The sequence below is a fragment of the Marinifilum sp. genome (assembly GCF_965230805.1).
Taxonomy (GTDB): domain Bacteria; phylum Bacteroidota; class Bacteroidia; order Bacteroidales; family Marinifilaceae; genus Marinifilum.
The window spans coordinates 1,221,540-1,235,824 of record NZ_OZ246019.1 but is presented as its reverse complement, the minus strand read 5'-3'; the positions used below and the strand labels follow the sequence as shown (position 1 = coordinate 1,235,824).

Genomic DNA, 14,285 nt, shown 5'->3' with positions numbered 1-14,285 from the left:
AGGTATATAAGTTGTTAATCTTTGCTTTGTATCACAATGGAGCTTAGCAATTGAATATTGTTGATATCCGAGTAATCGTATTGATGTAATCCTTCCGGTGATATTACCACCAAAATCTCGCCAAGAGGAATAACATCGTATGGTGTGATTTCGGTAAATGTAGTTAAGTGATTTGTTGCAATTGATAAAGGATCTGATTTATCGTAAATTTTTAATCCTGCACTACCATCGCAAACAAAAAGCAAATCGCCATCAATGCCTAATCCATAAGGATTTTCCATATTGTAAGACTTTAACAAACTTGGAGCATTAAGATTTGTAATATCTACAACATCCAGCTGACTGTTATTTTGACCACACCAATTACCTGAGCGAAGCGTAATGTATGCGTATTCATCATCAACTACCACCGGATCGCAACTCATAAAATGCGAATATTCCGAAACATATTTAGGGGCAAATGGATTGCTGATATCATAAATGTACATGCCTTGTTGGGCTCCAAAGAAAAGATGATTGTTGTGAGCAAAGATGGTTTCAATTCCCCAGCCAAGATGCAGATTCCCATTTAAAGTCGCTTCGTTAGGATTTGAAATGTCATAAATATTTAATGCGTTGGATGATTTTAATGTATAAAGTGTATTGGCTATAATCATAAATCGAGCCATTGAACCTGCTTTTCCGATATTGCTGCCACTGTTTTTAGATGAAGAATCAGCAAAGGAGTTTGCCATGTATTTATATATAGGATAAAATCGTGGTTCTTGGTATTTCTCGCTAGTTCGTTTTACTTCCCATCCAACTACAATTCCTTTATCAGGATCAATATCGCTATACCGATAATTGTTATTTGTAGGAGGTAGGCTATAGTAAAAAACATCATCAAAACGTTTTGTTTCCGATATATTATTCATATCGCTGATATCGATTACTACCAAATCGGTATAGGAATCAGCGTAAAGCATATTGTCTTTTACAGCCATATCGATATTACCTGGGATGGTAATAAACTTTTCGGAAACCGGATTTGAAGGATCTGTATTATTTATAATGTGGATTCCCTTAAATTTCTCGTTCACCAAAATGTAGTCTCCATAAAAATAGATTTTTCCGGTTTCTTCCATATTTCTGGAAACCTCGGATTTAACAGCACTTTTAAATTCTGCTGTGCTCATGTATATGGGTTCGTTAATGGTGTATTCATGTTTTATATCATCATCGCAAGAGAACAGGAGAAGACTTAAAAAAAGTACAAATGATGTTCTGATATTTGTTTTCATGGTAATTGTGTTTAGCTAATTATTTTAAATTCTAAAAACTATCCTTTAGATGCAGATGTGCAGCTGAGGTTGCGTGTAGGGAGATTAGAATTAAAAATCAGCCTTCAACGCAACCAATTAAATATGAAAACATCAAAAGAAAAACAATACGAAGAATTATGAGGATTTTAGCACTTTTATTAAAGCCAATCTTACTGCTGTTTGTCTGTGTTACGTTTGCTTTAACAGTTCATGCTCAAAAAAGAATTGATGTAGTTCATCTTACCAATGGGAATGTTCTGAAAGGCACTATAGTAAGGCAAGTACCAGGAAAATTTTTAGAATTAAAAACTCTGGATAAAAATTTCTGGAAATTTGATATGGAAGATATTGCAGAGATCAGTTATGAGTATAAACGGCAAATATTCAAAAAAGATAGTATTAAAATTAAGGATGGAGGAATATTCCTGGATACTCGATTGGGGGTGTTGATAGGTAGTAAGGGAAATAAACACGAGGCTCCGTTTAGTTTACTTACATCAGTAAATTATTTGTTTAAAAATGGATTTTCATTTGGTGTTGGAGTGGGATTCGAAGCTTTCGAAGAAACGCAAGTGCCATTGGTTGCCGATTTTAGGTATCATCATAAAATTAATGGGCTGAACACATTTTTGTTTTGTCAATCGGGATACTCTTTTGCCGTGGATAAGCGAGTGGATAATACCTTCCTTTATGACATTGAAGAAGAAATGGATCATAAAGGAGGCTGGTTAATAAATCCTGGAATTGGGATGGTTATAAATGGAAGAAGCAATCTGAAATATAGTTTGGGAATTGGTTACAGATATCAGAAAAATAAATTGGAATGGTATAACAATTACACAATGGATGATGAAACTTTATCGGAGGAGTTTAACCGATTAAGCATTCATTTGGGAATCATTTTTTAAAATGATAATGTATTTTTTGATTTAAAGAATCTGATTTTCTCAGATTCTTTTTTTTTGCTTTCCTTAAAGCCCTGAGCGAATGTAAAGTCTGAATGTATTTTATATCTTTGCAAGCAAAATCATTACAAATAGAAGAATTGGCACGAATTTTAGCAATTGATTACGGAAGAAAACGAGTTGGCTTGGCTGTTACCGATCCTATGCAAATAATTGCAAACGGATTGGATACTGTTGCTGCTAAAGATGTACTGGATTATCTGGAAAAATACATTGGCAATGAAGAGGTTGAACTTTTTGTAGTAGGATATCCCAAGCAGTTGAACAACGAGGATAGTGAATCGATGAAATATCTGAAGCCGTTTTTAGGAAAACTGAAGAAGAAATTTCCAAATATTCCCATAGAAATGGTGGATGAGCGCTTTACATCAAAAATAGCTTTTCAGACCATGATTGATGGTGGTTTAAAAAAGAAACAGCGACAGGACAAAGCCATGATTGACAAAGTGAGTGCTACAATAATTCTGCAATCTTACATGGAAACCAAACGAAACATGTTTTAGATTGTTATAAAAGCAAATAAGATTATAAAAACATGATATTACCGATTACAATTTATGGTCACCCTGTATTAAGAAAGGTTGCCAAAGATATAGATAAAGATTATCCTGAACTTGAGAAATTTAAAGCTGATATGTGGCAAACCATGTATTTTGCTGATGGAGTTGGTCTTGCTGCTCCACAAGTAGGGCGATCGATTCGTATGTTTGTTATTGATTGCTCCTCGTTTGCCGAAGAAGAGCCTGAGCTGGAGGGATTCAAGAAAATGTTTATTAATGCAAAAATTACTGAACGTACCGGTGAAGAATGGATGATGTCGGAAGGGTGCTTAAGCATTCCGGGACTGAATGAGGATGTTGAAAGGCCGGAGTCGATTAAAATTGAATATTACGACGAGAACTGGGAGTTTCATGAAGAAGAATATTCGGGTTATGCGGCAAGAGTAATTCAGCACGAGTACGATCATTTGGAAGGAATCATGTTTACCGATCATTGTGCCCCAATTAAGAAAAGACTTTTACGAGGAAAACTTGCCGGAATATCGAAAGGCAAATTTAAAGCAAAGTATAAATTTACACTTCCCAAATAAGGTTCTTGATTATTTAAAACTTAAGTTTAAATGATGCAGTGTAAAGCTTAACTCAAGCTAATGGTATGATAGGGTACAAATATAAATTCTTGTTTTAGAAATGGAATAAGAGGTTTTAAACTTATTCTCCAAACCTGTGAATTTAAAGTTTGCAGAAGCATTGCCTTGTATATAACAATTCAGAAACCTTAGAAGACTCAGTTTGTTATAGAGAGTCTTTATCTTGTTCTACCCACCAATGTAATCGTTCGGGTTACCTTCTGCATTGTTCTACCTGCCAATGTTATCGTTCGTTCTATCATCTGCGCTGTTCTATTTGCCATTGTAGTTCTTCGTTCTGTCAACTGCGCCGTTCTACCTGCCGTTGGAGCCGTTCGTTCTGTTAACTGCATCTTTCTACCTGCTGTTGGAGCCGTTCTACCCGCCATCTGCATCGTTCTACCTGCCATCTGCACGATCATTGTTAACAAGTGCAATGCATTTGGCTAGTCTCTCGACACTATCCTTAGGTCGAAGCACACATTTAGCAGGAAATAGGCGCTCAATGGTAGGTAGTAGTGTGCATTTGCTCACTCGAACAGTGCCAATAGCAGAATTAAGTTCGCCGATGATAACTTTGAACTTCCCAATGGCAGATTGAAGTGCCAGATTAACGGGAAATACAAATTAAATGCTAATACTGATATTACAGTTACAAACAGAGGCTTTTGATTTAGATATAGGATTAGTCATTGCTTTGTTGGTAAGGATTTTTTTGTATGAAATAATTTGTTAAATTCCTTGGTCTGTAAAATTTGTTTTGATGGATTATAAAGAGTTACTGCGACAGCATCCTTTTTTGCGTTTACTACTTCCTTTAATTATAGGAATTTTATTGGCAGAGTCTTTTGATGTACCACAGGCTTTGATTCAGATGTTGCTTGTTGTATCCTTTCTTTTAATGCTATTGTTTGTTTCAATTTCCAAATTAAGAAAGTCATACGAGTTGCGATCTGTATTTGGGTTGATAATTTCTGTTTTATTGATTTGTGCAGGCGCCTATCGATTGAATACCATTCAAGAAGAAATGAGATTAAGGAATCAGGATTCAGGCCAAATTTATAAGTTGGAGCTTCTTGAAGATCCTGTTGAGAAAAGCAATACTTTTTCATGTCTTGCTAAAATCCGGGCTTCTGTATCCGAAAAAGAGCATAAAGATCAAACTGCCAAAGCAATTTTATATTTTCAAAAGGATAGTTTGGTTAAACAATTAAGAGCTGGAGACTATTTGTTGTTGAAATCAAAACTGGCTAAAGTTAAAAATGCAGGCAATCCTTATGAGTTTGATTTTGCAGGATACTTAAAAACAAAACACGTTTTATATTCTTCATATGTAAAGAAAAGCGATTGGATCAAACTATCAGAAGAGAGCAAAAGAAATTTAAGAGTTATGGCTTTGCATTGGCGGGACGATTTGTTGCAAATTTATCGCGACAATGGAATTAGGGAAGAGAGCTTCGATATTTTGGCCGCACTTACATTGGGCTACAAAGCCAGTCTCGATCCGGAAGTTCGAAGTGCCTGGGCCGATGCGGGAGCTATGCACGTGTTAGCAGTTTCGGGGCTTCATGTAGGGATCATTTATTTGATCATGAATTTTATTTTAGGTTTTTTGTCAAGAGTAAGATATGGTATTTTAATTCGGAGTTTGTTGTTGTTATCGGCACTGTGGTTTTATGCATTGCTTACAGGTTTATCGCCATCGGTTATGAGGGCAGCTTGCATGTTCAGTTTCATAATTATCGGAGTAGCAATCAGGCGAAAAGGGGGAGTGTTTAACTCATTGGCAGCATCAGCCTTCTGCCTTTTACTTTACGATCCGTATTTGCTGTTTACACTCGGCTTTCAGTTTTCTTATGTGGCGGTTGCAGGAATTGTATTTTTTCAAGCTCGATTCGATAAGCTATTATATATCAAAAATCCAATACTCGATAAATTTTGGCAATTAACAACTGTTGCTTTATCAGCTCAAATTGCAACTTTTCCGTTAACCATTTATTATTTCAACCAGTTTCCAACTTATTTTTTGTTGTCAGGATATGTAGTTATTACCTTGGCAGGGATTTTAATTTACCTTTCAGCCCTTCTGCTTATTCTGTCGCAAATTGAGCTGTTGTCGAACCTTTTGGGGTGGATACTTCAAAAATTGGTAGAAGTATTAAATCAAATCATTATTGGCATTCAAAAAATACCGGGGGCAGTAATTCAGAATTGTAGTTTTAGTACTTACGAAGTACTTATTTTATATTCCATTATTATTGCTCTAATTTTTGTAACGCTTGTGAAAAGAAAGTCTGCTGTATTTGTATTTCTGTTTTTAATGATTGCTTTTCAGTTGCCAAGGGTTTATTCATTAATAAAAACGCCATCGCAAGAAATTGTTGTTTTTAATGCAGGGCAAAATTCATTAATTGCATTTAGGTCGGGAAATAGTGTCTTGTATCTTCAGGATGATGGCATGAATGAAAACAAGCGAAATTATTTAACTGGAAATTATCAATTAAGAAATCGAATTCAGAAAATACAAAGCGATACGATTCCTGAAATCGATTTTAGATTATTCGCAGGAAAATCAATCTTAATATTGGATGGAAAAGAAAATCATAGTGAAGAACTATTGGAAGAACTCGAACCAGATATTCTTTTGGTAAGGAAATCAGGCTTGAAAATAAATAATATATTAACAAAATGTCATACAAATTCAATTGTAGTTATTGATGGATCAACCTACCGGAAAGATCTGCAACGATTGCATGAGGCAAGGCTTAATAAAATTGCTAATTTCTTTGTAGTGAAGGATACCGGAGCTTTTGTTCTGGATTTATCTTCGCAAAGATACCGTTGATCTACAAAAAAATAGTGTTTAATTAATGTCTTTGATATTATATTCCGATTTGGTAATTTAGAGAGCTTGGCTTTTTAATATTTTTTAATGATTTGCTATCAAATTTGATTGATAATGTGTTAATTTGCCGACGAATTTTCCAAACGATATAGATAACGGAATAAAGATATGAAGATTGTTATAGCCGGAGCCGGAGCTGTTGGAACTCATTTGGCGAAGATGTTGAGCCATCAGGATCACGATATTATCTTGCTTGATCAGGATGAGGATAAATTAAAAGAGGTTGACTCTCATCTTGACTTATTAACCATTGTAGGTTCTTGTTCTTCTTTAAAAGATTTAAGGGAGGCAAGTGTTAAAAAGGCTGATTTGTTTATAGCAGTTACACAATCTGAAACCACCAACATTACCTCCACAATTCTTGCTAAAAAATTAGGAGCGATAAAAACAATCGCACGTATTGATAATCAAGAATATTTAATTCCCGAAAACAAAGAATACCTTCAGAGTTTAGGTATTGATGAACTGATTTATCCTGAAAAACTAGCGGCCAAAGAGGTAATTAGTTACCTGTCTCGTTCAGGTACAAGACAGATGTACGAATTCTCGGGTGGTAAGCTATTATTATATGGAATAAAAATCAGCAGTAAGTCTATTATTATGGATAAAACCATGGCCGAGGTTGATCAAATAACCGGCGATTTAGACTTTCGTGCTGTGGCAATAAAGCGCGAGGATACAACGATTATTCCAAGAGGTCACAACCGGTTTTCCAGGGGTGATCTGGTATTTGTTGTTAGCAAGCCTGAAAGTATCGAGAAAGTAATGCTTTTAGCAGGAAAGCCAAAGTATGAAATGAAAAATGCAATGATTCTTGGGGGGAGTAGAATTGGACAAAAAACAGCTGCCGAACTTGGCCGAAAAATGAACCTTAAACTTCTTGAAATTGATAAAGAGAAGAGCTTAAAGCTGGCTGATAGTTTACAAGATACTCTTGTGATTAATGGTGATGGCCGGGATAAGGAGTTGCTAAAAGAAGAAGGAATCCATAAAATGGATGCATTTGTTGCAGTAACAGGTAATTCGGAAACCAATATTCTTGCATGTTTGTTGGCTAAAAAAATGGGAGTACGAAGAACCATTGCCGAAGTTGAGAATATCGATTATATTGATTTGGCGGATAATATTGGGGTTGGTACAATGATTAATAAAAAGTTACTGGCAGCAAGCTATATTTATCGTTTTACCATGGATGCTGATGTTCAACACTGTAAATGGCTTACTGTATCGGAAGCAGAGGTTATGGAACTGACTGCGAAAGAAGGATCAAAAATAACAAAGGGGTTGTTGAAAGATCTTGACTTTCCCGAAGATGCCAACATTGGAGGTGTAATTCGAGATGATGTTAGCATTATTGCTACAGGAGACACCCAGATCCAGGCAAATGATAAAGTTGTTGTGTTTACACTACCATCAGCAATTAAAAAAGTAGAGAAACTATTTAAATAAAATATTAAAAGAGCTTGTATTAAGCTCTTTTTTAGTTAACAACTCATCTTCTTTAAGGATGGGTTTTTCTTGATGTTATGAATTTTAAGTATGTTTTTTATTTAATGTCGGTTTTGGCTGTCATAGAATCAGGTTTTATGGTTCTATGTGCATTATTGGCTTTTTTTTATGGAGAAGGAGATGTAATGAGCTTCCTATCTTCTGGCTTAATCACACTATTGGTTGGAGGCCTCCTTTTTCTGATGACCAAAAATCATAAAAAGGAAATACACCGGCGAGAGGCGTTTTTAGTTGTAAGTTTGGTATGGGTGTTTTTTTCGATATTTGGTGCTTTGCCCTATTACATTGGCTCATATGTGCCTTCTTATACCAATGCCTTTTTTGAAACAATATCAGGCTTTACTACTACCGGAGCCTCAGTAATTACTGATATCGAAGCACTGCCTCATGGTATTTTATTTTGGAGATCACTTACGCACCTGCTTGGAGGAATGGGAATTTTGGTATTATCGCTTGCTATTCTGCCTGTTTTTGGATTTGGAGGAATGGCAATGTTTAATGCTGAAGCAGCCGGAGTAACGGTGGATAAACTTCATCCAAGAATTAAGGAGACAGCAAAAAGACTGTGGGGCATATATATGCTTTTAATTGCTTTGGAGATTGTATTCCTACTGTTAGGAGGTATGGGTTTATTTGATGCAATTTGTCATTCATTTGGAACTTTGGCTTCTGGAGGTTTTTCTACAAGAAATGACAGTATTATGAGCTACTCGCCTTACATTCAGTATGTGATTATTGTTTTCATGTTTTTGGCAGGAGTGAATTTTACACTTCATTACTTTGCAATAAAGGGCAATTATAAAAAAATTGTACAAAATCAGGAATTCAAGTTTTATTTGATATTAATTCTGATTGTAACTGCAATTATTACATTCTGCTTAATCCTAAATAATCATGCTCCTTTTGAACATTCATTTCGCGAGGCACTTTTTCAGGTAGTATCCATTATTACAAGTACTGGTTTTGTCAGCGCAAATTATTCTGAATGGCCTTCATATTTATGGATGCTAATTTTTGGTTTGATGTTTACCGGTGCATGTGTGGGTTCTACATCGGGAGGGGTTAAAATTCTTCGTCATTTGCTATTGTTTAAAAATAGCTTTTTGGAATTCAAGAGGTTGATTCATCCTGCGGCAGTAATACCAGTTCGCTATAGTCATGAGGTTATTGGTAAAGATGTAATATTTAAAATTCAAGCTTTTGTAGTATTGTATTTTGTTATCTTCTTTATCGGTACCATCATTCTGGCATTTTTAGGTTTGGATTTTATAACAGCAATGGGAGCAGTAGCTACTACCATGGGAGGTATTGGTCCTGGTTTGGGAAAAGTTGGTCCTGTCGACAATTTTCTTATGCTTCCGGATATGGCAAAATGGGTACTGTCGTTCCTAATGTTGCTAGGACGTTTAGAGTTATTTACCTTATTGATTATATTTGTACCTGCTTTTTGGAAGAATCAATAAGTAAATTTTTTAAACAAGTAATAGTCGCTTATCTTTGGGCAAGACTTCAAGCTTAAATCTGTGGTTAAATTTAAAATAATCTTCAATATATTGGGGAAGCTTTTGGTTGGCGAAAGTTTCTTTCTTTTTCTTTCACTTTTGGTTTCGTTAATCTACCAGGAAGATGACTCGGCAGCTTTTATGAATGCTGGACTCATAACATTTGTTGTAGGTGTCTTCAGTTATCTCATCTCTAAAGGAGTAAAGAAAGACTTGGGAAAAAGGGAAGGTTATATAATTGTAAGTTTGGTATGGGTGGTTTTTTCGATATTTGGCTGTTTGCCTTATTTGTTTAGTGGGACAATCCCATCGGTGACCGATGCTTTTTTCGAAACCATGTCGGGATTTACAACCACCGGATCATCCATTTTAAATAATATTGAAGACTTGCCGCATGGTATCCTTTTCTGGCGTTCGCTAACCCAGTGGATGGGAGGTATGGGAATTATTGTGATGTTCCTTGCCATTTTACCTACATTAGGAATTGGAGGGCGCGAATTATTTGTTGCTGAAGTTCCTGGACCTGCCCCTGATAAATTGACACCAAGAATTAAAGAAACTGCACGAAATTTATGGGGTTTGTATATACTATTTACGGCTGTTGAAACAATCATGTTATATGCTGGTGGAATGAGTTTCTTTGATGCCATAAATCATTCCTTAACCACTATGGCTACGGGTGGATACTCCACCAAACAGGCTAGTGTAGGCTTTTATACTTCTCCGTACATTCAGTATACGATTATCTTCTTCATGTTTGTGGCAGGAACCAATTTTACACTATCCTACGCAATGATAACAGGGCGATTTACAAGAGTATTCAAAGATGAGGAATTTAGGTTCTATACTTTGGTTGTTCTGTGTTTTACATTTGTAATCACTATGGGCTTAATTGCAGCAGGAAATATAACTGGTGAGCAGGCATTTCGTGAAGCATTGTTTAGCGTTGTATCAATTATTACAACAACGGGCTATGCTACAGCTGATTACTTATTGTGGTCACCATTTTTAGGCATGTTAATTTTTGTATTGTTTTTTGTTGGAGGATCAGCAGGTTCAACAGGTGGAGGGGTAAAAGTAGTTCGTATTTTACTCTTGTTTAAAAACAGTTTCTACGAACTAAAAAGGCTGGTGCATCCAAATGCAGTAATTCCAATTAGATACAATAAAAAGGTTGTCGACCAGAAAACGGTTACCAATATTCTTGCCTTCTTTGTGTTTTATATATTGATTTTTATGATGTCGGCAGTCTTGATGTCTTTTTGGACTTCGGATATTTATTCAGCCTTTAGTGCTGTAGCAACTACATTAGGAAATATAGGGCCAGGTTTTGGTGAAGTGGGGCCAATGGAAAACTTCCACCACCTTCCCAAATTGGCAAAGTGGTTCTTGGCATTTTTAATGATGCTTGGAAGATTGGAGCTATTTACAGTTCTAGTTCTGTTTTCTCCATCTTTTTGGAAGCATTAAACTTTAAATCCAGTACTTTTTGTCGGTAATTAAATATTTGATTTATAGTTTTCTTGATGATTAACTCGTTGGCAATTGATCCAAGAAAAGCCATTGGAGGTTGATAAGTGATAATATCCTTCATAAGCACACCTTCTTCTGATTGTTCTAAAATGTGTTGATGATGCCATAAATTGTAAGGTCCAATTCTCTGCTCGTCAATAAAAAATTCCAACTCTTTAACTTGAGTGATTTCGGTTACCCATTTCGTTGAATACCATGGGAATGGATTCACTTGATAACTGATAATCATACCGGCATACATTTGATCAGGTAAATTCTCTGATAGGATATTAAATCCCATATAATCTGGTGTAATTTCTTTCAGGTTTGCTGGTCTGGAAATAAAATTCCAGATTTCATCGATACTTGCTTGCAATAATTGCTCTTTGTAAAACTGATAATATGACATGATATAAATTGTTTTAAGGTTGCGAATAAATAAGGTAAAAGTTAAGGTCCTAGCTTGGGATATTGGAGTATTGCTTTGTAACTGCTTCCATTGGCATCTCTTATGTTAGATATCCCTTCGTAATGACAAATTCGTTTGGTGTTTGCATCATAGGCTATATAAATAGGGTTCATTATAAGTTTAAGTAGCGTTCTTTTACTTTCCATTTTAAGTACAATAATGTTGTCCGCTTTTTCTTTTTCTTTTGCTCTGTGTATTATAAAGTTAAAATAATTTTGAAACGCAGCCGAAAGAAAATTAAAATTAATATGTTCTTCAGATATTATTCGATCCCAATTGTTCTTTATGAAATAATTAAAACCTCCATCAACAACGGCTGGTTCGGGAACGTAAATGTTTTTCTTTTTTAATTTACTATTGGTGTTTTTTCGATAACGGATATCAAAATGATTACCTCCTTTGTGCGTCACCTCTTCAATCAATCCGTTTCTATTATCGATTAACTTGTAAGATGGCTTTTGAAAAGATTTACTAAAATCCAGTTCTCTTTTTGCAAACTCAATATTGTTTTTGCAAACAAACCAGGTTATTGTACCAATATGTTTACCCTCTTTAAATAGTTCTTCATGAACTTCTTTGTAGATAATTTGTTTTGACTTTTTATCCTTTGCAACACCTTCATAAGTTCTTTCATTGGTGTTGCTGGTAAAACTGGAAAGACTTAAAGTCAGAATTATTAATAACAGATTTTTCATTCTTTCTTACTTTTCATATTGCCATGCATCTTTATTCAGCTGATGCAATTATTTTTAGTTTCATAAATTGATAACATTTAAATGCCAGAAAGGTTCAAAATGGCAATTGATTGTTGTGGTGCGGTTTAGAGATAAACGATTCGGAGAACACTAATTTTACGAAGAACTTAGATTATACAGAAGGATAGAGCAGTAATAAGATGTGCAGGTTTAATTATAACAGTTGTATAAAAAAATACATTTTGTTTTTTAATCTAAGAAATGAAATTATTAATCGTCAAAATAGAACATTTTACAACACTTGTCGTAAATGCTTTTGTTGTACTTAATAGTTAAATTATATATGCTTTTAAATAACTTTAATTGAACTTATGAAGAACATTTCGGAATACAACCATCTTATCGAAAAGGAGATGGAGAAATTTAAGAAGGAATCTGCTAGAATTCTAAAGAAATTTGAAGCCATATTTAATAAGGGGAATATGGTAGCAACGCATCATTTCACCAATGCAAATCCTGATATGATACGTTTGGTAAAAAAGGAACTTGAGAAGGCCGGATTTGTGCCGGAATTTACAGGAAATAGACCGGAAGGTCATATTGTATTGAGGGTAAGTTTGCTAAAATCAGCCGGATACGTAGCTTAAGTTTCCATTGATTTAGAACAAAAAGAGGTTGTCCACAAACTAAGTTTTCAATGTATTCAACAACTTTACACCCATAAATTTACTACGGGAAGCTTGGTGAAATCCAGGCTCAATTTAGAGTTGGGGTAAATTTTAATTTCAAATGAAATGCAGAAAATTACTTTTTGGTTAGCCTCTTTTAAAAAATTAATTTACCTATTCCAGGCCTAATTATTTCAAACTCTCCGTTTGTGCAATCAATTATTGTAGAAGCCGTATTGTTTCCATAGCCACCATCAATAATTAAATCAACATCCTTTTTGTATTTTTCTTCGATTAATTCAGGATCAGTTGTGTATTCTATCACTTCATCGGGATCATGAATCGAAGTAGTCATGATAGGATTACCTAACTCCTCAACTATTCGCAATGGTATATAATGATCAGGTACTCTTATGCCAACCGTTTTTTTCTTGCTCTTAAATAGTTTTGGTACATTGTTGCTGGCCGGAAGAATAAAAGTAAAAGCTCCTGGCAGATTCTTTTTCATTACTTTAAAAGCAGAATTATCAACTCTGGCATACTCCGATAAATTACTTAGACTATTGCAAATAAGTGAGAAATTTCCTTTTTCAGCATTGATTCCTTTTAATTTAGCAATCCGCTGTATGGCCTTATTATTTGTGATATCACATCCAATAGCATAAACAGTATCGGTGGGATAAATAATTATTCCACCATTTTGAAGAACATCAGCAATTTTCCGAAATTCCCTATGGTTGGGATTATCAGGGTACAATTTTATAAGCATTATGTAGTGGTTATGAGTTATCTCGGGAGCTAAAGATAGAAGTTTCTACTTAATTGATGATTAGATACTGGCTTATTTATTTTCAGTCCATAATACATCATATTCATATGTTACTGATTAATAAAAAAAGGAATGCTTTCACATTCCTTTCTTAAGATCTTATTTAATTTGGGCTAGCCGTTTAATTTGTTATAATCAGCTAAAAATTGTTCTAAACCTTTATCGGTAAGAGGGTGTTTTAATAAACCTGTAATTGCATTTAAAGGACAAGTTGCAACATCAGCACCGGCTTCAACACACTGTATAATATGCATGGTATGGCGAATTGAGGCTGCAAGAACCTGAGTCTCGAATCCGTAATAGCTATTCATATCTGCAATCTGGCGAATCAGTTCTATTCCATCAGTCGAAATGTCATCGAGTCTGCCAACAAAAGGAGAAACATAAGTTGCGCCTGCTTTTGCTGCTAATAAAGCTTGGCCTACCGAGAAAATTAAAGTACAGTTGGTTCTAATGCCTTTTGTGCTTAAGTACTTCACCGCTTTGATACCATCCTTGGTGCAAGGAACTTTAACAACAATTTGTGGGTGTAATGCAGCCAATGCTTCACCTTCCAAAATCATACCTTCATAATCGGTAGCAATAACCTCTGCACTAACATCACCATCAACTATATCGCAAATGTCAACATAGTGTTGTTTGATGTTTTCGTCCCCTTTAATTCCCTCTTTAGCCATAAGAGATGGGTTGGTAGTTACACCGTCAAGAACTCCTAAATTCTGTGCTTCCTTAATCTGATCAAGATTAGCTGTGTCAATAAAAAACTTCATTTTACGATTTTTTGTTTGTTTTTAAGTTGAA

At 35.0% G+C, this 14,285-nt stretch carries 14 protein-coding genes; 8 read left to right on the top strand and 6 right to left on the bottom strand.

Annotation, left to right across the window (positions count from 1 at the left end):
* Positions 1–14: 14 nt before the first annotated feature.
* Positions 15–1,280, bottom strand: coding sequence for an LVIVD repeat-containing protein (locus tag ACO05S_RS04820; protein WP_421920398.1), 1,266 nt, complete (start codon positions 1,278–1,280; stop codon positions 15–17).
* 158 nt (positions 1,281–1,438) lie between these two features.
* Here ACO05S_RS04820 and ACO05S_RS04815 point away from each other — a divergent pair, with 158 nt between their 5' ends.
* The 3 genes from ACO05S_RS04815 to def all read left to right on the top strand — a co-directional run bounded on the left by ACO05S_RS04815 (position 1,439) and on the right by def (position 3,356).
* Positions 1,439–2,209 (top strand): hypothetical protein, encoded by a 771-nt coding sequence (locus ACO05S_RS04815; RefSeq protein WP_421920397.1) that lies wholly within the window; start codon positions 1,439–1,441, stop codon positions 2,207–2,209.
* Between the two features lie 92 nt (positions 2,210–2,301).
* The gene (gene ruvX / locus ACO05S_RS04810) at positions 2,302–2,769 is read left to right on the top strand and encodes a Holliday junction resolvase RuvX (RefSeq protein ID WP_421920396.1); all 468 of its coding nucleotides are present in this window, start codon (positions 2,302–2,304) and stop codon (positions 2,767–2,769) included.
* A 32-nt stretch (positions 2,770–2,801) separates the two neighbouring features.
* Positions 2,802–3,356, top strand: a complete 555-nt coding sequence (gene def / locus ACO05S_RS04805; RefSeq protein WP_421920395.1) for a peptide deformylase — start codon at positions 2,802–2,804, stop codon at positions 3,354–3,356.
* Positions 3,357–3,574: 218 nt separating this feature from the next.
* On the opposite strand, the gene ACO05S_RS04800 is transcribed toward def, so the two are convergent.
* Positions 3,575–3,805: a hypothetical protein gene (locus ACO05S_RS04800; protein ID WP_421920394.1), complete on the bottom strand. Its 231-nt coding sequence runs from the start codon at positions 3,803–3,805 to the stop codon at positions 3,575–3,577.
* A gap of 353 nt (positions 3,806–4,158) precedes the next feature.
* On the opposite strand from ACO05S_RS04800, the gene ACO05S_RS04795 reads away from it, so the two are divergent.
* From ACO05S_RS04795 to ACO05S_RS04780, 4 genes are all read left to right on the top strand, one after another.
* Positions 4,159–6,240 (top strand): ComEC/Rec2 family competence protein, encoded by a 2,082-nt coding sequence (locus ACO05S_RS04795; protein ID WP_421920393.1) that lies wholly within the window; start codon positions 4,159–4,161, stop codon positions 6,238–6,240.
* Between the two features lie 168 nt (positions 6,241–6,408).
* On the top strand, positions 6,409–7,749 hold the full coding sequence (trkA, locus tag ACO05S_RS04790; RefSeq protein WP_421920392.1) for a Trk system potassium transporter TrkA: 1,341 nt from the start codon (positions 6,409–6,411) through the stop codon (positions 7,747–7,749).
* 77 nt (positions 7,750–7,826) lie between these two features.
* Positions 7,827–9,272: a TrkH family potassium uptake protein gene (locus tag ACO05S_RS04785; RefSeq protein WP_421920391.1), complete on the top strand. Its 1,446-nt coding sequence runs from the start codon at positions 7,827–7,829 to the stop codon at positions 9,270–9,272.
* A 60-nt stretch (positions 9,273–9,332) separates the two neighbouring features.
* Positions 9,333–10,781, top strand: a complete 1,449-nt coding sequence (locus ACO05S_RS04780) for a TrkH family potassium uptake protein (protein ID WP_421920390.1) — start codon at positions 9,333–9,335, stop codon at positions 10,779–10,781.
* Here ACO05S_RS04780 and ACO05S_RS04775 read toward each other — a convergent pair.
* Together ACO05S_RS04775 and ACO05S_RS04770 are read right to left on the bottom strand one after the other, a co-directional pair.
* Positions 10,738–11,232, bottom strand: a complete 495-nt coding sequence (locus ACO05S_RS04775) for an SRPBCC family protein (protein WP_421920389.1) — start codon at positions 11,230–11,232, stop codon at positions 10,738–10,740. The genes ACO05S_RS04780 and ACO05S_RS04775 overlap by 44 nt on opposite strands.
* Before the next feature lie 41 nt (positions 11,233–11,273).
* Complete coding sequence (locus ACO05S_RS04770; protein ID WP_421920388.1) at positions 11,274–11,987, bottom strand: hypothetical protein; 714 nt, start codon at positions 11,985–11,987, stop codon at positions 11,274–11,276.
* A 371-nt stretch (positions 11,988–12,358) separates the two neighbouring features.
* On the opposite strand from ACO05S_RS04770, the gene ACO05S_RS04765 reads away from it, so the two are divergent.
* On the top strand, positions 12,359–12,634 hold the full coding sequence (locus tag ACO05S_RS04765) for a hypothetical protein (RefSeq protein ID WP_421920387.1): 276 nt from the start codon (positions 12,359–12,361) through the stop codon (positions 12,632–12,634).
* Positions 12,635–12,812: 178 nt separating this feature from the next.
* Here ACO05S_RS04765 and ACO05S_RS04760 read toward each other — a convergent pair whose 3' ends face one another.
* Together ACO05S_RS04760 and fsa are read right to left on the bottom strand one after the other, a co-directional pair.
* A complete protein-coding gene (locus ACO05S_RS04760; protein ID WP_421920386.1) occupies positions 12,813–13,424 on the bottom strand; it encodes an L-threonylcarbamoyladenylate synthase in 612 nt (203 codons plus the stop codon).
* 173 nt (positions 13,425–13,597) lie between these two features.
* Positions 13,598–14,254 (bottom strand): fructose-6-phosphate aldolase, encoded by a 657-nt coding sequence (gene fsa / locus ACO05S_RS04755; protein WP_421920385.1) that lies wholly within the window; start codon positions 14,252–14,254, stop codon positions 13,598–13,600.
* Positions 14,255–14,285: the final 31 nt, after the last annotated feature.